The 17933-nt window shown below is 69.2% G+C and carries 22 protein-coding genes; 8 read left to right on the plus strand and 14 right to left on the minus strand.

Going from position 1 to position 17933, the window contains the following annotated elements; genetic code table 11:
* Positions 1-125 precede the first annotated feature (125 nt).
* Complete coding sequence (locus tag AB0L53_RS03580; RefSeq protein WP_363989678.1) at positions 126-1448, minus strand: helix-turn-helix transcriptional regulator; 1323 nt, start codon at positions 1446-1448, stop codon at positions 126-128.
* Positions 1449-1505: 57 nt separating this feature from the next.
* Here AB0L53_RS03580 and AB0L53_RS03585 point away from each other — a divergent pair, with 57 nt between their 5' ends.
* Together AB0L53_RS03585 and AB0L53_RS03590 are read left to right on the plus strand one after the other, a co-directional pair.
* Positions 1506-1835 carry a hypothetical protein gene (locus tag AB0L53_RS03585; protein ID WP_363989681.1) on the plus strand — a complete coding sequence of 110 codons (330 nt, stop codon included), beginning with the start codon at positions 1506-1508 and terminating at the stop codon, positions 1833-1835.
* Positions 1832-2182 (plus strand): hypothetical protein, encoded by a 351-nt coding sequence (locus AB0L53_RS03590; protein WP_363989684.1) that lies wholly within the window; start codon positions 1832-1834, stop codon positions 2180-2182. The genes AB0L53_RS03585 and AB0L53_RS03590 overlap by 4 nt, the downstream gene beginning before the upstream one ends.
* On the opposite strand, the gene AB0L53_RS03595 is transcribed toward AB0L53_RS03590, so the two are convergent.
* The 6 genes from AB0L53_RS03595 to AB0L53_RS03620 all read right to left on the minus strand — a co-directional run bounded on the left by AB0L53_RS03595 (position 2163) and on the right by AB0L53_RS03620 (position 7050).
* Positions 2163-3668: an ATP-binding protein gene (locus AB0L53_RS03595; protein ID WP_363989687.1), complete on the minus strand. Its 1506-nt coding sequence runs from the start codon at positions 3666-3668 to the stop codon at positions 2163-2165. The two genes, AB0L53_RS03590 and AB0L53_RS03595, sit on opposite strands and share 20 nt — an antisense overlap.
* 279 nt (positions 3669-3947) lie before the next feature.
* A complete protein-coding gene (locus AB0L53_RS03600; RefSeq protein WP_357944108.1) occupies positions 3948-4367 on the minus strand; it encodes a type II toxin-antitoxin system VapC family toxin in 420 nt (139 codons plus the stop codon).
* Positions 4364-4597, minus strand: coding sequence for a toxin-antitoxin system (locus AB0L53_RS03605; RefSeq protein WP_357944107.1), 234 nt, complete (start codon positions 4595-4597; stop codon positions 4364-4366). Before AB0L53_RS03605 ends, AB0L53_RS03600 begins: the two co-directional genes overlap by 4 nt.
* Positions 4598-4687: 90 nt before the next feature.
* Positions 4688-4909 (minus strand): hypothetical protein, encoded by a 222-nt coding sequence (locus tag AB0L53_RS03610; RefSeq protein ID WP_363989691.1) that lies wholly within the window; start codon positions 4907-4909, stop codon positions 4688-4690.
* A 279-nt stretch (positions 4910-5188) separates the two neighbouring features.
* Complete coding sequence (gene ychF, locus AB0L53_RS03615; RefSeq protein ID WP_363989693.1) at positions 5189-6265, minus strand: redox-regulated ATPase YchF; 1077 nt, start codon at positions 6263-6265, stop codon at positions 5189-5191.
* An 11-nt stretch (positions 6266-6276) separates the two neighbouring features.
* Positions 6277-7050: a hypothetical protein gene (locus AB0L53_RS03620; protein WP_363989696.1), complete on the minus strand. Its 774-nt coding sequence runs from the start codon at positions 7048-7050 to the stop codon at positions 6277-6279.
* A 95-nt stretch (positions 7051-7145) separates the two neighbouring features.
* Between AB0L53_RS03620 and AB0L53_RS03625 the strand changes: the two genes are divergently transcribed.
* A complete protein-coding gene (locus tag AB0L53_RS03625; RefSeq protein ID WP_363989699.1) occupies positions 7146-8417 on the plus strand; it encodes a DNA recombination protein RmuC in 1272 nt (423 codons plus the stop codon).
* Positions 8418-8431: 14 nt separating this feature from the next.
* Positions 8432-8941: a DUF6542 domain-containing protein gene (locus AB0L53_RS03630; protein ID WP_357944099.1), complete on the plus strand. Its 510-nt coding sequence runs from the start codon at positions 8432-8434 to the stop codon at positions 8939-8941.
* 151 nt (positions 8942-9092) lie between these two features.
* Here the strand turns inward: AB0L53_RS03630 and AB0L53_RS03635 are convergent, their stop codons facing one another.
* Positions 9093-10058, minus strand: coding sequence for a 4-hydroxy-3-methylbut-2-enyl diphosphate reductase (locus AB0L53_RS03635; RefSeq protein ID WP_358541493.1), 966 nt, complete (start codon positions 10056-10058; stop codon positions 9093-9095).
* Positions 10059-10156: 98 nt separating this feature from the next.
* Here AB0L53_RS03635 and AB0L53_RS03640 point away from each other — a divergent pair, with 98 nt between their 5' ends.
* Entirely contained in the window at positions 10157-11269 is a 1113-nt protein-coding gene (locus tag AB0L53_RS03640; RefSeq protein ID WP_363989703.1) for a hypothetical protein, read from the plus strand.
* A 27-nt stretch (positions 11270-11296) separates the two neighbouring features.
* On the plus strand, positions 11297-12547 hold the full coding sequence (gene xseA / locus AB0L53_RS03645; RefSeq protein WP_363989706.1) for an exodeoxyribonuclease VII large subunit: 1251 nt from the start codon (positions 11297-11299) through the stop codon (positions 12545-12547).
* An 11-nt stretch (positions 12548-12558) separates the two neighbouring features.
* Here the strand turns inward: xseA and AB0L53_RS03650 are convergent, their stop codons facing one another.
* The gene (locus AB0L53_RS03650) at positions 12559-13149 is read right to left on the minus strand and encodes a helix-turn-helix domain-containing protein (protein WP_363989708.1); all 591 of its coding nucleotides are present in this window, start codon (positions 13147-13149) and stop codon (positions 12559-12561) included.
* Positions 13150-13237: 88 nt separating this feature from the next.
* Here AB0L53_RS03650 and AB0L53_RS03655 point away from each other — a divergent pair, with 88 nt between their 5' ends.
* Positions 13238-13648, plus strand: coding sequence for a nitroreductase family deazaflavin-dependent oxidoreductase (locus AB0L53_RS03655; RefSeq protein WP_363989711.1), 411 nt, complete (start codon positions 13238-13240; stop codon positions 13646-13648).
* A gap of 163 nt (positions 13649-13811) precedes the next feature.
* Here the strand turns inward: AB0L53_RS03655 and AB0L53_RS03660 are convergent, their stop codons facing one another.
* The 3 genes from AB0L53_RS03660 to AB0L53_RS03670 all read right to left on the minus strand — a co-directional run bounded on the left by AB0L53_RS03660 (position 13812) and on the right by AB0L53_RS03670 (position 15458).
* Positions 13812-14078, minus strand: a complete 267-nt coding sequence (locus tag AB0L53_RS03660) for an exodeoxyribonuclease VII small subunit (RefSeq protein WP_225296495.1) — start codon at positions 14076-14078, stop codon at positions 13812-13814.
* A 157-nt stretch (positions 14079-14235) separates the two neighbouring features.
* Positions 14236-14772, minus strand: a complete 537-nt coding sequence (locus tag AB0L53_RS03665; protein WP_363989714.1) for a DUF4245 domain-containing protein — start codon at positions 14770-14772, stop codon at positions 14236-14238.
* Between the two features lie 86 nt (positions 14773-14858).
* Positions 14859-15458, minus strand: a complete 600-nt coding sequence (locus AB0L53_RS03670) for a TetR/AcrR family transcriptional regulator (protein WP_363989717.1) — start codon at positions 15456-15458, stop codon at positions 14859-14861.
* A gap of 82 nt (positions 15459-15540) precedes the next feature.
* On the opposite strand from AB0L53_RS03670, the gene glpX reads away from it, so the two are divergent.
* Positions 15541-16575 (plus strand): class II fructose-bisphosphatase, encoded by a 1035-nt coding sequence (gene glpX / locus AB0L53_RS03675; RefSeq protein WP_358541520.1) that lies wholly within the window; start codon positions 15541-15543, stop codon positions 16573-16575.
* A 36-nt stretch (positions 16576-16611) separates the two neighbouring features.
* On the opposite strand, the gene AB0L53_RS03680 is transcribed toward glpX, so the two are convergent.
* Entirely contained in the window at positions 16612-17262 is a 651-nt protein-coding gene (locus AB0L53_RS03680; RefSeq protein WP_363989721.1) for a DUF1707 domain-containing protein, read from the minus strand.
* Positions 17263-17337: 75 nt separating this feature from the next.
* Positions 17338-17889, minus strand: a complete 552-nt coding sequence (locus AB0L53_RS03685; protein ID WP_363989723.1) for a TetR/AcrR family transcriptional regulator — start codon at positions 17887-17889, stop codon at positions 17338-17340.
* Positions 17890-17933: the final 44 nt, after the last annotated feature.

Raw genomic sequence — 17933 nt, forward strand, 5'->3', positions numbered from 1 at the left:
CGCGTAGGGGCCCAAAGTGGTTGACAGCTCACTTATCTAAGAATCAGGCATTGAAGCAGATCTTTCGGCCGCGGTTGGTCTGTCCGCGGCCGGTTATCCACCAGCGGGGCATCGTCGGGTCCGGCTCAAGCCGACCGGGCGCCCACCGTCAGGGCGCGCAGTTCACGCGCCGAAGGCAGAGCGCGGGCCTTCTCCGGCAAGGCGTCGATGATCAGACGGGCCGCTGAGATCACTCGGGTATCGTGCCGCGTGGGGGGTAGTGCGTCGAGGAGTCGCAACGCCTGATGCGTGCCCTCGACGGGATCAGTTCGAGCGTGGAGCGCGGCACCGTGGAGCGCGAGCAGGGTCGCTGTGCGATGCCCCGCCGGATAGAGGCTCTCGGCCGTACGGCGGGCATCCTCGGCGCGCTTGGTGTTCCCCGCGAGAGTGTGGATCAGCGTTCGGTCGTACCACAGCGCACGGCCTTGATGTGGGTCGGCCGAGGAAGACAGCCGCTCGTATGTCTCCTCACTGCGGCGTAGCGCGGTGATCGCCTCAACGTGACGCCCGATCATTGAAAGGATCATGGCCTCGACTGCGAGAGCGGACACGAGTGGCGCGTTGGGGGCATCTCCCGCGAGACGACGTGCTTCGCGCGCCACGAGAAGCACACGGTCGAGATCCTCACTCGGATCATATAGCCGGTAACTCGCTTCCCAGCCTCTCAGCAATGACGCCAGGAGGTCATCACCGGACCGTTCGCTCAACTGCCGGGCTTGTGCCCACCAGCGCTGCGCCTCGCGGCGGTTGCCCAGGTCGAACCACTTGCCACCGATCAGGGCCGCGTGACGCGCGGCGGCATGGGAGAGGTCACGCTGCACGGCATCGGGTTGAGCACGGCCCAGATGCGGAGCCATGTCGGTGTAGTCGACCGCGAGCGCGGCGAGAACGGCGGCGGCCGGCTCGAAGCGTGCTCGCTGCGCGTGGACATCGGCTGCATGTTCCCAGTCGTCGATCATCCCCTGTGACACGCTCGCGCCCGGCACCGGCCGTTGCGCGACGGCCAATGCGTCAGTCAACGAGGTCAGCACAGGAGCCAGCACACCTACAGCGGCGATGGCAGCCGCGTCCCGCATCAGTCGTCTGCGCTCCACATCCTCACCCTCATCCCGTGTTGAGGCGTTTCCTTGGACGGTACCCCTGCGCAGCCGATCGGTATCGGCCATGGCCGCACGAAGCGCGTGGGTCACCAGTTCGCCCCCGGCGCCGAGTTCGGCGTCAAGGGCCGTGATCGCCTCGACGGGCGGGCGGTTCTTCCCCTGCTCCCACTTGGCGATCAATGAGTAGTCCCATCGAATCCGCCCGGCAAGGTCACGCAGGCTCAGTTCGCGCCGTTCGCGCCATGTCCGCAGAGCACTGCCGAACTCCTGCCAGGTCGTTGAAATCGTCGATGTCGATTGTCTGATCACGGCTGCCTCGCGATCCGTTGCACGCGTTGCACCGACCCCAGAGCAACGCTACGTGTCTTGTCCAACACGCTGAGTCGCTTCAACTATGGCATCAATCAGCGCTACGTAAAGCGGAACCCCGCAGGCGGGCAGGCCATACGGGGTTCCTTGATCGCACAGGAGCTGCGACCCATGGACGATGCTAAGACCGCTACGCCCGAACCGACGATTCCCGGTTGGCGGCTGATCCTCAGCGACAGGGGCCGCTTCTGGGCCGTCCGCCGCGAAGCGTTCCCTCCGGACGCGTTGCGCGCAGGGGCGGAACCCACTGTGGACGCCGACACCTTCGACGCGCTGAAGGTCGAGGTCGCCCGGCAGGAAGAGATCGCCGAACGGGTGGTCTCATGATCCGGCGACGCCCTGCCCGCGCCCCCGGCCGCCACCGTAAGGGCCAGGCTCACACGAAGGCGTACCGCCGCCTGTGGGATGGCCCGGCCCGCGCCGAGGCCGAACTACTCGATCAGGCATGGCCCGGCTGGAGCGTGCTCTACAGTCTCGGCAACCGCCGTTTCTACGCCATAGCGGCCTGGCCGGCACCGAGGCCGTTGGTCGTCGAAGACGACACTCCAGAGGGCTTGGAGGAACGGATGCGCGAGGCAGAGTCGGCCTTCACCTGGTACGCGCCCCCCATCCCTCCCCAGAGCAGGCACGTCCGAAGACCGGCCACTCTGGAGCTCAGCTGCCATAGAGGGTGAGCAGATCGACCAGGAGGAGGTCGTCACGGCGGTCGGCCAGTTCGACCAGGTCGGGGTGGAAGCCGTGCAGAGAGTACAGGGCCAGAGTGGTGGCAGCAGTGTCATGCCCCTGATCTGCGAGCAGGGCACGGATACGTTCCAGGCGCTCCAGGTCACCGGTCCCTCGGCGAGCGACTGTCGCCTTGGCCTCACCGAGGAGCGCGATCCTCGCCCGAGGGGCCTGCGGGCGCTCGCCGGCGGCCAAGGCGATGACATCGACCTCGTGCTTCGTACGGGCGGCCTGGTCGGCGACCTCGGTGGTGCCGACCGGGCCGGGCAGTCCACCGGGCAGCAGGGTGTGGGCGTAACGGCGGGTGAAGTCACGGGCCAGGTCCTCGAAGTGCGGTCCGAGGATCTTGGAGTTGAAGGTCGGAGCGGCCTGCTGCCACACCTGCTCGGCGAACCCCTGCTCGACGGCGGCGGCCTGCGGGAGGGTGATGAGCTGGTTGAAGCGGATAACGGGGTCGGCGAGGGTGATGACGGGGTGCCTGGAGCGGAGGATGTCCTGTTCGCGCCGGATGTAGCCGGTGGATTCCAGCACTCCGAGGGGGTAAGCGACGGCGTTGCGCGGGCGCTCCAGGGCAGCACCGATCTTGCTGGGGGTGCTGGCACCCCGCGCGATCGCAGTGAGGATGTCGTAGTACAGGGTGTGCTGCGTGATCCTCGGGTCCTCGCGCAGCAGGTACTCGGTCTCGGCGCGGGAGTACACCGCACGCCCCGGATCGAGCAGCGTCCGGGTCAGCCAGGCGTCGAAGCCGTCGTCCGGATGCGGACGGGCAGCCACCGGCCGGTAGCCCGGGGCTCCGCCGAGGACCGCGTGCACCTTCAGCGCAGTCAGCGGGTCATCGATCCGCCAGAAGTCCCGGCTGGCCCGGTAGCCGAAGGCACCCAGCCGTAGATCGACCACCGCACGGCCGCGCAGCGGCTTGGTCCCCGAGAGAAGTTCGTGCATGACGCTCATCGCGGAGCCGCACAGGATCAGCCGCGGGCCCGGCCCGGCACCGGGCCGGGCACCGCGCTGGCGCTCGTCGTAGAGCTGTTGCAGCAGTCCCGGGATTTCGGGCGAGTGCTGGAGCAGGTACGGCAATTCATCGATCACCAGGAGCGGGTGCGACGAACGGGCGGTCACATCAAGGGCATTGGACAGGACGTCACGCCAGTCGGTCAGGCGCAAACTCCCCGGCCGCAGGCCGGCGTGGGTGGCGACCGCGTCACTGAACCGCCGGATCGCGGGCAGCCGCCCTTCCTCCCGCACGGCTGTGACATACAGGCCGCCGACCTGCTCGGACAGTGCCTGCAGAAGGTACGACTTCCCATGCCGCCGCCGCCCGGACACGATGCCGAGCCGCATCGCCGGGTCCGGATCGGTGAGGAACTCCGCGAGTAGATCCCACTCCCGGTCCCGATCGACTACGTCGTCCGGCTTGGACGGCAGGCCCTTCGTCACTCACCCTCCCACACCTCGACTGCGACGGAATGCGTCTAACTCTACTTCGACGCAATCCGTCGTTGTGGGATTCACCCCTGAGCCGCGACAGCCCGGGGGCGGAGAATCCGGCGGGATGCCGCGACCGAGGAACCCCCGGGGTTCAGGGGCCCATCACACCCGCCGAGCCCACGCGCTTCGGGGGCGGGCTCGGGCAGCGGCGAAGGGGTTCCCGGGTGGAAAATCCGCCGCTCAAAGCGGCCAAGCGGCCAGCTCGTCGGGCGCAGCGAGGGAGCCAGCTCAGTCTGTCCATGGGTCGAGCAGTTCGATTCCCGTCTGCACGAAGTCCTTGATGTTGCGGGTCGCGCACGCGGCCTTGTGGGACCGGCAGATCGCAGCGATCTGGGCGTCTGCCGTGCTGATGGGCAGTCCGGCCTGTTCGCGCACAACGAGGACGTCGGCGTAGTGCGCTGCCGCCTCTTCGTCGAACGACAGCACTGCTCTGGTCTCCCGGTAGGGCTGCAGCGCGAATTCAATCGTCGCGCTTAGCGCCGACCTGCGCTTGCTGTCTGGGAGACGGCGCACGCCGGCCAGAAGCTCGGCGAGCGTGACGGAGGTGATGGCCACATCGCCGGCGAGAGACTCCAGCCATGCCACGACGCGGGCATCGGGCTTCGGTCGGAAGATCTCCGAGATGACATTCGTGTCGAGGACGATCACTCGAAGTCCACCGCTCGCGCGACGTCGCTGCGCTCAGGGATAACGAGATCGTCGATCCCGCCAGCCTCCTGCGCGGCCCGCATGAGCGCCAGGCCGATGTGGGGCCGGCGCGCGGCCTTCGTAAGGATGTCGCGGACCTCGGCTTCCATGGAGCGGCCATGCTCCTTCGCCTGAACGGCGAGCTGCTTCTTTACGGACTCCTCGAGCCCCCGGACGACGATGGATGACATCAGAACCACCTCCTCAGCTGATATCAGCCATGATAGCACTCGGGTCGTATCAACCAACAGTGAATCGGCTGACCCCCGCGCGGGCCCCTCTCAGTGGCGAGCGACCGGACTCAAGAGCCCAGCAACGTAGTCCGCGATACGCGGTGACGGCGGAAACTCTTCCTCCGTGTCGATGTAGCGGTCGTACAGCTGGGTGAAGACTCGGACCTTCGGGCCGACCACCCGGACTTCGACACCGAACGCGGCCGCCTTCTGCACGCCCTCGGGCTTGCCTCCATCTCCGAGGAGGAGGCTGGCGGTGGCTGCACGCACGGCCCCGGACTACGTCCCGCGCGTGCCGGACGACGATTACCTGCCTTACGAGCCTCTGTTTCCGAGCGACCCTGCATAGCGGAGCCAGCGCTTGACGTCAGTACCGGGCGATGACCTGTCGCAGGTCCGTGCCCAGGAGGTCCTCCAGCGCCTGAACGCTAGCCGGCGGTAACGGTGGCTAGCATTCTGACCGAAGTCAGCACGCTGCGGACTCTGCGCCGACCGCAAAGGCCGCCCAACCCACTCCGCCACAGGTCAGACGGACTTTCGCCACACGTATTAGACGTTGAAGCGGAACTCCACGACGTCGCCGTCACGCATGACGTAGTCCTTGCCCTCGATGCGGGCCTTGCCCACCGAGCGGGCGCTGGCGATGGAGCCCGCCTCGACCAGGTCGTCGAACGAGACGACCTCGGCCTTGATGAAGCCGCGCTGGAAGTCGGTGTGGATCACGCCGGCGGCCTCGGGCGCGGTGGCGCCCTTACGGATCGTCCAGGCCCTGGTCTCCTTGGGGCCGGCCGTCAGGTAGGTCTGCAGGCCGAGCGTCTCGAAGCCCACCCTGGCCAGCTGCGACAGGCCGGACTCCTCCTGACCCACCGACTGCAGCAGCTCCAGCGCCTCCTCGTCGTCGAGCTCCACCAGCTCCGATTCGATCTTGGCGTCGAGGAAGACCGCCTCGGCCGGGGCGACCAGGGTGGAGAGCTGCTCGCGGAGCGCGGAGTCGATCAGCTCGTCGGCGTCGAGGTTGAACACGTAGAGGAACGGCTTGGCCGTCAGCAGGTGGAGCTCGCGCAGCTCTTCGCGGTCGAGCCCGCTCTCGAAGATGGTCTTGCCGGTCTCGAGCACGGCCAGGGCGGCCTCGGTCGCCTCCAGCGCGACCTTCTTGTCCTTGTTGTGCCGCGCCTCCTTCTGCAGGCGCGGGATGGCCTTCTCGACCGTCTGCAGGTCGGCCATGATCAACTCGGTGTTGATGGTCTCGATGTCGCGCTTGGGGGAGATCTCGCCGTCGACGTGCGTGACGTCGGGGTCGGTGAAGACCCGGATCACCTGGCAGATCGCGTCGGTGTCGCGGATGTTGGCGAGGAACTGGTTGCCCCGCCCCTGCCCCTCCGAGGCGCCCTTGACCAGGCCGGCGATGTCGACGAACTCCACCTTGGCGGGCAGCACCTTCGCCGAGGAGAAGATCTCGGCCAGCTTGGGCAGCCGGTCGTCGGGCACGCCCACGATGCCCACGTTGGGCTCGATGGTGGCGAACGGGTAGTTCGCGGCTAGGGCGTTGCCGGTCTTGGTCAACGCGTTGAACAGCGTGGACTTGCCGACGTTGGGCAAACCGACAATGCCGATGGAGAGGCTCACGTTCGCCGAGTTTACTTGCTCACAAGACTCAGGCAGGTCACGGGCCGATAGGCGCCCCGAGCCTCCAGGTAGCGCTCGGAGCTGCCCGGGCAGCTCGCGGCGGACTCGGCGAAGGCGGTCACCCGCGCCCAGGCCCTCGGCGACGCGCAGGCGACCCGGTCGATCGCCGACCTGGTCACGGCGCCAGGGCCCGGCTCGGCCACGCACATCCCCCGGCCGAGCACCTTGCCGCCGCGGCCCAGGCAGATCACGGCGTCGCCGGACGGTGTGCCGGGTGCCGGACCGTCCAAAGTCAGCGTGTCGAGCGTGGTCGCGGGGCAACTCGACGGTGAACGGACGAGGGCGACGGCTCTGCCGTACCAGCCTGACCCCGAACACGGCCGCTCGCGGCCGTCGAGCGCGACGCAGTCGCCCGGCCTGAGCACTCCCCCGCCACCGCCCGGCGCGCCGGGGTGCGGTTCGAGGAAGTTGCGTACGCAGGCGGCGCGCCCTCCGTCGATGCGCAGGACGTCGTCGACGTCGTCGGGGCAGGCGCCCGGCCCCGGCGGGTCGGCGGACAAGGCGACCACCTCGGCGTCGCCGCCGTTGCAGGGCGTCAGGTCGTAGCGTTCGGCGGATCGGCGTACGCACGCGCCGGCCTCCCACCGCAGCGCCGGCCGGGGGTTCGGGGCGGTGACGGGGCGCGGGGAGCCGGCGCGGACGACCACCACCGCCAGCGCGACCACGCCGGCCGCCACGGCGAGCGCCGCCACGAGCGACAGCGTCGGCCGCCATCGAGTAACCATACAAGTACTCTGGGTGACTTATGGTGAGGCGCACAAGCGGAATGCCCAAGCGTGTCGGAGAGATCCGCGATCAATGACCTGCAATCATCGTTGGAGTGGATAGCGAAGGAGTGGATGTCGTCTCGCTTCTCATCGGCCTCGCCGTTGGGTTGGCCATCGGGTTCATGATCGCCCGCACCCGGGCGGCGGTGCGGCTGGCCGAGTCCGACGCCAAGGCCAGATCGGCCGCCGACAAGCTCGTCTACGTCGAGGAGCAGCTCGCCGAGCGCTTCCAGGCGCTGTCCACCCGCGCGCTCGACGTCAACAACCTCCGCTTCCTGGAGCTGGCCGAGACCCGGCTGGCCGCCAGCCGCGCCGAGGCCAGCGGCGACCTCGACCAGCGCAGGCAGGCGGTCGAGCACCTGGTCGAACCACTGAAGGACGCGCTCACGCGGGTGGAGGCCCAACTGCGCGACACCGAGTCGGCCCAGCGCGCCGGCCGGGCCGAGCTGGCCAAGCAGATGGAGTTCGTCCGGCAGAGCAGCGCGGAGCTGCGTTCGCAGACCACGGCGCTGGTCCGCGCGCTGCAACGGCCCGAGGCCCGTGGCCGGTGGGGCGAGCTGCAGCTGCGCAGGGTCGCCGAGATCGCCGGGATGCAGCGCTACTGCGACTTCGACGAGCAGGTCACCGAGGGCGCCATGCGGCCCGACATGATCGTGCGGCTGGCCGGCGGCAAGAACATCGTGATCGACTCCAAGGTGTCGCTGGCCGCCTATCTGGAGGCCGCGGAGGCGGCCGACGACTCGCTGGCCACCGTGCGGCTCGACGCGCACGCCAGACACGTACGCGAGCACGTCGACCGGCTGGCCGCCAAGACGTACTGGCAGGGGTTCAACCCGTCGCCGGAGTTCGTGGTGCTGTTCATCCCCGGCGAGGCGTTCCTGGCGCCCGCGCTGGAGCGGGATCCGGCGCTGCTGGAGTACGCGATGACGCGCCGCGTGCACATCGCGACCCCGACCACGCTGATCACGATGCTGCGCACCGCCCAGTACGCCTGGCAGCAGGCCGCGCTGAGCGAGAACGCGCGCGCGGTGTTCGAGCTGGGCAAGGAGTTGTACGAGCGGCTCTCGTCGCTGGGAAGGAATGTCGAGTCCCTGGGCAAGTCCCTGACCCGGGCCGTCGAGGCCTACAACAAGACTGTGGGATCGCTCGAAAGCCGCGTGCTGGTCAGCGCGCGCAAGCTGCACGATCTGGGCGTCGTCGACGGCGAACTCGAGGCTCCGGAGATGCTGGAGGGCCTGCCCAGGCCGCTGGCCTCGCCCGAACTGCTGGAAACCTCGTCTCTGATCTCGCACGCGAACGGTAAGTTGGCCAACGGGTCGCAGTAAGGGGGCGGGGGCCAATGAGTGAGAGAGGCAAGCGATCAGCCGTCAGGCTGACCGCTCGCGGTGCCATCGCGCTCGCCTTGATCGCCACGCTGGCGGCCTATGTCGTGGCCGCCGTGATCAACCTGCCGATCGTGGTCGGGCCGGTGTTCGTGGTGGCGAGCCTGCTCGGCGTGCTCCTGGTCAACCCGCGCGAGCTGTTGTCGCTGGTGGTGACGCCGCCGCTGGTGTTCTTCGTCGCGACGTTCTTCGTCGAGCTGGGCCGGGCGTTCGGCGCGCTGTCGATCATGCAGTCGCTCTTGGTCGGCCTGTTCAGCTCGTTGTCGCGTGGGGCGCCCTGGCTGTTCGCGGGCTCGGCGATCGTGCTGGTCGTCGCCTGGCGTCGCGGGCTGCGCGACAACGTACGGGACCTGCGCGAGGAGCTGCGGGCGGGCGCCGAAGCGCCGCGCCCGCGCCAGTCGTTCGTACCGGAGCCTGAGGGCTACTTCGAGCCCAAGGTGTACGGCACGGCGCGCACCGAGGAGTAACCCGGGCACCGGGGACTGACCAAGCCGCCGGGAACGCCGAGCGCCCGGCCAGGCCCGGACCCGCCGGACCCGCCGGACCCGCCGGACCCGCCGGACCCGCCGGACCCGCCGGACCCGCCGGACCCGCCGACGAGGTTACGCGCGTACGAGGTCAGGAGGCTCGGAGGTCCTTGCGGAGCTCGTGCGGCAGTGCGAAGCGCACGCTCTCGTGGACCGGCTCGACCTCCGCGACGTCGTCGAACCCGTGCTCGGCCAGCCGGGCCAGCACCTCGGCGACCAGCTCTTCCGGCACCGAGGCGCCACTGGTCACGCCGACCGTGGTCACGCCCTCGAGCCACTCGTCACGGATGAAGGTGGCGTTGTCGACCAGGTAGGAGGCGTCGGCGCCGTAGTCCTTGGCCACCTCGACCAGGCGCTTGGAGTTGGAGGAGTTTTCCGACCCGACCACGATGACCAGCTGCGACTCGGCGGCGATCTCCTTGACCGCGACCTGGCGGTTCTGCGTCGCGTAGCAGATGTCGTCGCTGGGCGGGTCGATCAGCGTGGGGAAGCGTTCCTTGAGCTTGGCCACAGTCTCGTTGGTCTCGTCGACCGAGAGCGTGGTCTGCGACAGCCAGACCAGCTTGGACGGGTCCTTGACCTGGATCCGGTCGACGGAGTCGAGGCCGTCGACGAGCTGGATGTGGTCGGGCGCCTCACCAGCGGTGCCCTCGACCTCTTCGTGCCCCTCGTGTCCGATCAGCAGGATGTCGTATTCCTGACCCGCGAACCTCTTTGCCTCGTTATGCACCTTGGTGACCAGCGGGCAGGTAGCGTCGATCGTGCGCAATCCGCGTTGCCTGGCCTCGTTGTGCACCGCGGGTGAGACACCGTGGGCCGAGAACACCACGATCTCGCCCTCGGGCACTTCTTCGGTCTCCTCGACGAAGATCGCGCCTCTGGCCTCCAGCGTCTTGACCACGTGCGTGTTGTGGACGATCTGCTTACGCACGTAGACGGGCGCACCGTACTGCTCCAGTGCTTTCTCGACCGCCACCACGGCTCGATCGACTCCGGCGCAGTAGCCGCGTGGCCGGGCAACGAGGACTCGGCGGGAAGTGGGGGTCTGGGGCTCCATACTTCTTATGCTACGTGGAGCGGCCAACAGGCCCGCGCGTGCGTGGTTGCCCGCCGTGCCAGACTGGCCGTCCAATACAGACCTCCCAGGGAGACGTCATGTCCCTCAGCGACGTGATACGCAACATCACGAAGACCATCACCAACAAGGACGAGCTGAAGGAGAAGGCCAAAGACCTTCCCCTCCTCGTGATCCAGACCACGTTGAGCGCGGCCGGTCAGGCGCTGCTGCTCGTCGACCGGATGAAGAACTCGATCAAGGGGATCGGCGGCAAGGAGGACAAGGAGGCGGACCACGACTCCCGCCCGTCCGCCGCCGACCAGGTGACGCCGCCCGTGACCGCGGACGAGGAGGTGGCGAAGCCCGCTCGCAAGGAGCCGGTCATCTTCGCGCCGCGCCCCACGCCGTCCGACACCCCCGCGTCCAACGGCTCCCCCAAGACCAAGCCGGACCCGGTCATCTTCGCCCCGGCGGCCAAGCCGAAGCCCGAGGCAACCACCACCGAGACCGCTGCTGCCGCGCCCGCCCCGGTGACCACTCCCGAGCCGACCGCCGTCCCCGAGCCGGTGGCCGCGGCAGAGGCCGCGACCGTTGAGCCCGCTGTCGAGCCCGAGCCCGTTGCCGTCCCTGAGCCCAAGATCGCGCCCGAGCCCGAGGCCGCCACCGTCGAGCCTGCCGTCGCCCCCGAGCCTGAAGTCGCGCCCGAGCCTGAAGTCGCCACCGTCGAGCCCGCTGTCGCCCCTGAGCCGGTGGCCGGGGCGGAGCCGGTCGGCGCGCCGGAGGCCGTCGAGGTCAAGCCCGCGCGGGCCACCAAGCCGCGTACCCCTGCCAAGCCCCGGGCCGCCGCCAAGCCGAAGGCCACCCCCAAGGCCAAGGCCGCCACGGAGACGGTGACCGCCGCCGAGGCAGAGGCGACCACCGAGGCGGAGGCAAGCCCCAAGGCAAAGGCCACCCCCAAGCCGAAGGCGACTCCCAAGGCGAAGGCCACCGCCGAGGCAGCGGCCGTCACCGAGACGAAGACCGCCACCGACCTGGCCGAGCCGCTGCCCGGCTACTCCGAGCTGACCGTCGCCTCCCTGCGCGCCAGGATGCGCGGCAAGTCGGCCGAGCAGATCACCGAGCTCATCGCGTACGAGCAGGCCACGAGCGGCCGGCCCGAGGTTGTCCGGATGTTCGAGAACCGCCTGGTCAAGCTGCAGGCCGGGGAATAAGTCGTCCTGGCACCGTAGTCTTCCGCCATGACCTCGAAGACCTCGCCCGAGTCTCCGCTGCCGATCCGCACCGTCCTGCAGATGGTGGGCGGCTGGATCGGCAAGCTGGGCACGGTCTGGGTCGAGGGCCAGATCACCGATCTGAGCGCGCGTGGCGGCACGGTGTTCATGACGCTGCGCGACCCGGTGGCCAACGTGTCGGCCCGGGTCACCGCCCCGCGCGGCGTCTACGAAGCGACCATGCCCCGCCCGGCCGACGGCGCGCGGGTCGTGGTGCACGTCAAGCCCGACTTCTGGGTCAACAAGGGCTCGTTCGCCTTCACCGCGCTGGAGATCAGGCCGATCGGCGTGGGCGAGCTGCTCGCGCGGCTCGAACGGCTGCGCCAGCTGCTGGCCGCCGAGGGCCTGTTCAACGCCGACAGGAAGCGGCGGCTGCCGTTCCTGCCCGGCACGGTCGGGCTGATCTGTGGCCGCGACTCGGCGGCGGAGCGTGACGTGCTGGAAAACTCCAGGCGCCGCTGGCCGGCCGTGCGGTTCAAGGTCGAGGAAGTGGCCGTACAGGGCCCGTACGCCGTGGGCGAGGTCACCGAGGCGCTGCGCAAGTTCGACGCGGACGCCGAGATCGAGGTGATCGTCATCGCCCGTGGCGGCGGCTCCCTGGAGGACCTCCTGCCGTTCTCCGACGAGACGCTGGTGCGCTCCGTGGCCGCCTGCCGCACTCCTGTCGTGAGCGCGATCGGCCACGAGCAGGACAGTCCGCTGCTCGACCTGGTGGCCGACGTGCGGGCCTCGACGCCGACTGACGCCGCCAAGAAGGTGGTGCCCGACGTGGGCGAGCAGCTCACGCTGGTGCGCCAGCTGCGCGACAGGGGTCGCAGGGTGCTCGGCGGCTGGCTCGACCGGGAGATGTCCTGGTTGACGTCGGCGCGTTCCCGGCCCTCGCTGGCCGACCCGGTGCGCGAGCTCGAACGCCGGGCCGAGCAGGTCGAGGCCCTCCGCGACCGGACCAGACGCTCGCTGGGCGGCTCGCTCGACCGCGCGGAGGACTCGCTGTCGCATCTCCGCGCCCGGCTCGTCGCCCTCTCACCCGCCGCCACGCTCGAACGCGGCTACGCCATCGTCCAGGATCCGTCCGGGGAGGTCGTCCGGCTGGCTAAGGACGTGGCCCCCGGCTCCCTACTGACGATCCGGCTCAGCGACGACCGCCTGACCGTCCGTACGGAAGACCCGGCCAAACCCCGCAAGCCCCGCAAGAAGGCCTCCGACGAAACCGCCTGAGACGGCTTGCCTCATGTCCTGATCGCCTGGGTCAGGGTGTCGAATCCGGCCTTGATCTCCTCGATCGACATGCCGCGTACGTCCCGCTGGTACTGGAGCAGATGGGCGTTGATCGGCGCCAGCAGCGCGTCGGCCAAGAAACTCGCGCCTTCCGGGCGTACCTGGGCCAGGAGCCCGGCCAGGTGGGTGTGATGCGCCCTGTACGCCCCGCTGAGCTGCGCGGTCGGCGGCCCGAGCAGCAGGAACAGGTCCATCTGCGCCACCACCCGATCGATCAGCGCGTGCAGGAACGCCCTGATCCGCTCGGCAGGAGGCGCGCCCGGCCCGACCGGCGGCGGGCCGCGCAGGAAGTCACTCTGGAAACGCCGCTCGCGATCGTCGATCAGCGCCAGCACCAGCCCCGCCCGATCCCCGAAGCGACGGTAGACGGTGCCGACCCCCACGCACGCTTCACGGGCGACCTCGTCGAGGGAGAGCCGGCCGATACACCCGTCGGCGACCATCTTGGCGGCCACCTCGATGATCTTCTGCCTGTTGCGCGCCGCGTCAGCCCGTTCGGGCTGGGGCTGTCCGATGATCGGCAGGGATCGACGCTCGCACACAGACTGAGCATAAACGTGGTAAACGGAAATTTCTCCGGCTAGGCTTTGGCTGCCATAAAGGGAGAAATTTCCGATTCGAGGAGCGATAATGGCGAACGAGTTCAACGAGCAGATCATCGCCGAGTTCCGTGCCAACAAGGGCAAGGTCGGGGGCATGTTCGAGGGTGCCAACCTGGTGCTTCTGACGACCACGGGCGCCAAGAGCGGCAAGCGCACGACCAGCCCGGTGATGTACTTCGAGGACGGTGACCGCTACATCGTCATCGCCTCGTACGCCGGTGCGGACCACCACCCGGCGTGGTACCACAACCTGGTCGCCAACCCCGAGGTGACCGCCGAGATCGGGACGGAGACGTACGAGCTCACGGCCGAGGTCGTGGGCGAGGAAGAGCGCGACAGGCTCTATGCCCACGTGGTCACGATCGCCCCGGGTTTCGCGGAGTATCAGGAGAAGACCACCCGCCGCATCCCGGTAGTGGCCCTCCACCGCTCCGCCTGACGGGCATCAGCGGCCAGAACGGGCGTCGTCCGACTGCCTGGGCGGCCAGAGGTTTCGTCCGGCTGCCCGGCAGTTAGAACGGTCCGGAGTTAGAACAGTCCGGCTGCCCGGCGGCTGGAACGGGGCGTCGTCCGGCCGTGGGACGTTGTCCGACTGCGGGCGACTAGAACGGGGCGTCGTCCGACTGGTTGGTGGTGGGGTCGGCGCGACGGGCCATGGCGGCGGCGAGCTTCACCCGGGCGCCCTGTAGCCACTCCTCGCAGATGGCGGCCAGCTTCTCGCCGCGCTCCCACAGCTCGATCGACTGCTCCAGGGTGAGCCCGCCCGTCTCCAGGCGGCGCACCACCTCGGTCAGCTCCTCGCGGGCCTGCTCGTATGAGGGTGCCTTCTCTTCTGCCACGGGCACCACCCTAGAGTCAGGCACCGACATCCCGCGCCCTGGCCCGCCGAGGAGCCCCGGCGAGGAGCGGCTCAGCCCCTCGCCTCCGGCCGCCGCCGCAGGTCAGCCCGCCGCCTCCCGGTCGGAGCCGCAGGTCGTCAGCCCATCGCCACGCGTCAGCCCGCCACCTCCGGGTCGGAGGCGCGGGTCAGCTCGTCGGCTTCGGTCGCTGCTGCAGGATGGCGGCCAGTTCGCCCAGTTCGGTCCAGTCGGCCGTGCCGGTGACGACCAGTGTGACCTCCGGCAGCACCCGGATCAGCGAGCGCTGTTTCTTGTCCTCGCGGAAGCGCTGCTCCCAGGGCTGCCCGGCCACCTGCTGGGTGCCCACGGCCCGGTTGGAGTTGGCCATCCGGTCGGCGAACCCGGCGGCCGGCTTCTCGTCACTCTGCACGAACATGGCGTGCTGCCTCTTGGCCGTCGCATAGCCCAGGTAGAGGACCTGAGCCCCGCCGGAGCCCTTGGCGATCTTGTTGCTGTTGGGGATCCAGCCCGCCGGGTCCTTCGCGGGCGCCCACACCTGGTAGGGCACGTCATGTGCGAAGTTGGCGACGGTGATGGAGTAGTTGAGCTTGGGGATGTGCTCCTCCCGGCTCTGCGGCGTGACCAGCAGGAACAGCCCTACCCCCACAAGACAGACGAGCAGGGCTACCGCGTAGCCGTAGAAACCTTCCGTGAACCGTCGCACAACTGGCGAGATTACCCGCTGGTGGTGCCGCCCGACGAAGCGGCCAGGCGGATCTACCCGCCGCCCGACCGAACGAGCGGGCGGATCTACCCGCCGCCCGACGAGGCGGCCGGGCGGATCTGGCCGATGATGGCGAGCACGTCCTCGGCCAGCGCGGGGTTGTCCGACAGCACCACCTCGGAGACGGCGGCCGCGAGCGCGCCGGTGAGGACGACCACCAGCGCCCCCTGGTCCTCGAAGAGCGCGGCGTTGCGCTCGGCCCATTTACGCAGGCGGGCGCGCATGACGAGCTCGAAGCCGGGCGGCCCGTCGCCGCGCAGGAACAGCGCGGCGAGCTCGCGTTCCTCGATGCACCCGTCGAGGTAGGCGCGGGCGGCGCGGATGAAGACCCGGATCGGGTCACTCTCTCCTTCGGCGCGAGCCTCGCGGGCGGCCTGCTTGGTCCGCTGGGCCTGCCTGCCCTGCCACTCCTCGAACAGCGTGAGGTAGAGGTCGGCCTTGCCGGAGAAGTGGTGGTAGAGGCTGCCCACGCTGGCATCGGCCTTGGCCACCACATCGGTCACTCCGGCCTCGGCGAAACCCTTGGAGACGAAGACGTCTCTGGCGGCCTTGAGTAGCGCGCTGCGCGTGGCCGCGCCTCGCCCGGAGGTGCGGGCTGTCGCCGGTTGTTCCACATCGCTGCTCATGGCAGGCACATTATCCTCCGGTGACCGGGGATACAGGGACAACTACGATCGAGACAGTTTGTCCACGAGGAGGCCCTTCATCATGTCCGATCAGACGTCCGTACCCGCAGCGCTGGCCACGGGAGAGCGCGCCCCTGATCGCAACCTGGCTCTGGAACTCGTACGCGTCACCGAGGCGGCCGCGATGGCGGCGGCCCGCTGGGTGGGCAGGGGCGACAAGAACGGCGCCGACGGCGCCGCGGTCAACGCGATGCGCCAGCTGATCAACACCGTGTCGATGAACGGGGTGGTGGTCATCGGGGAAGGCGAGAAGGACCACGCCCCGATGCTGTTCAACGGCGAGCGCGTCGGCGACGGCAGCGGCGCCGACTGCGACGTGGCCGTGGACCCGATCGACGGCACCCGGCTGACGGCGCTCGGCATGCCGGACGCGGTGTCGGTGATCGCGGTGAGCGAGCGCGGCTCGATGTACGACCCGTCGGCCGTGTTCTACATGGAGAAGCTGGTCACCGGCCCCGACGCCGCTGACGTGGTCGACATCGAGGCTCCGGTGGCCACGAACATCCAGGCGGTCGCCAGGGCCAAGGGCTGTTCGGCATCCGACGTGACGGTCGTCGTACTCGATCGCCCACGGCACGAGCAGATGGTCAAGGAGATCAGGGAGACCGGGGCGCGGATCAAGTTCATCGTCGACGGCGACGTGGCGGGCGCGATCATGGCGGCCCGCGCCGACACCGGCATCGACCTGATGCTGGGCATCGGCGGCACGCCCGAGGGCATCGTGGCCGCGTGCGCGCTCAAGTGCCTGGGCGGCGTCATCCAGGGCAAGCTGTGGCCGCGCGACGACGCCGAGCGGCGCAAGGCGCTCGACGCCGGGCACGACCTCGGCCAGGTGCTGACCACGAACGACCTGGTGCGTTCGGAGGATGTGTTCTTCGCGGCGACGGGCATCACGCAGGGCGAGCTCATGCAGGGCGTACGGTTCAGGGGCGGGGTGGCGCTGACGCACTCGCTGGTGATGCGCGGGCGTTCCGGCACCATCCGCAAGGTGGACAGCGAGCACCAGCTCACGAAGCTGCGCGCCTACAGCGCGATCAACTTCGACACGGCCGGATAGGGACCGGTTAGGGATAGGGCCGGATAGGGATAGGGATCAGCGGCGGCGCTTGCGGCGGGGCGGCTCTTTGACCTTGACGTCGCCCGCGAAGTTCGTGGTGCGTACCTCGACCACCGGTGCTTCGGGCTCGGTCGGCTGCTTGGTCAGCCGGACCGTGTTGCCCTTGGCGACGCGGATCACCTCAAGGCCCTCGGGCACGTGGATCTCCAGGCCGCCGAAGACCAGCGTCGCGTTGATGATGACGCGCCGGTTCTGCAGGATGGCTTCGCGGAGGTCCAGCTTGGTGGTGCCGAACATGGCGGTCACGCTCAGCTCGGCGGGCACCACCCAGCGTCCGCCGCGCTGCTCCTGCTTGAAGAACGCCGACACCGGCCTGCCGTCGAGGTTCAGCGGTTGCTGCTCCGCCGGCAGCAGGTCGGCCGTCACCGCGGCGAGCTCGCCCAGCGTCCGGGCCGCGTAGACGACGCCGAGCCGTTCCTCCAGCTCGTCGAGCATGAGGCGGCCGTCGGCGTGGGCGTCCTGGAGCACCTGGACGAACCGCTCGCGATCCTCGTCGGATGCGCGTAGTTCGTGCGGGCGCGGGGCACTGTCATCTTCTTTGGGACGGCGTGCCGAGACCCATTCCTCGGCCAGCCGTTCTCCGACTTCTTGCAGGCGCGGCAACCAGGATCCCGGGCGTTCATTCACACTTCTGACGATATCCGGCAGTCGGCCACTTCGCTCGCGCCTCCGGCGCCGCGCCAGCCGAAAGTGCCCCGAAAGTCAGCCGAGCCGCGCGACCAGGGCCGCGATCTCCTCCGCGAGCGCCTCGTCGACTTCGGCGTGGCGGTTGAACAGGCGGTACCACATGGCGCCGAAGATCAGATCGACCGCGAGCTCCACGTCCACGTCGGCCGGGAGCGCGCCGCGTTCCAGCACCGAGCGCAATGCCTGCCGGCGCGGGCCGATGAGCTTGTCCCGCAGTTCCGCGGCGAACCGGGGGTCGGCCTGGGCGTCGGCCATGAGACCCACGACCACCCGCCCGGCCACGCCATGGGCCACCGCGAACGTCTCCCGCAGGAACACGACCAGGTCCGCCCCCGCGTCCCCGCTGATGGGCGGGGGCCGCATCTCGGCCCCCACCAGGTCGGTCATCGCCTCCAGCAGCACCTCGCGCTTGGTCGGCCACCAGCGGTAGAGGGTCTGCCTGCCGACGCCCGCCGCGGCGGCGACGCCCTTCAGGGTGACGTTCGGGTATCCGTCGCGCTCGCACAGGTCGAGCGCGGCCTTGAGGATCGCCTTCCTGGCCACCTCGCTACGCGGTCTGCCTACCATGCCCGCCACTTTACAAGACACGATGCCTCGATATAGTTTCGAGG

It is taken from the genome of Nonomuraea sp. NPDC052129, from assembly GCF_040680095.1.
Lineage (GTDB): Bacteria > Actinomycetota > Actinomycetes > Streptosporangiales > Streptosporangiaceae > Nonomuraea.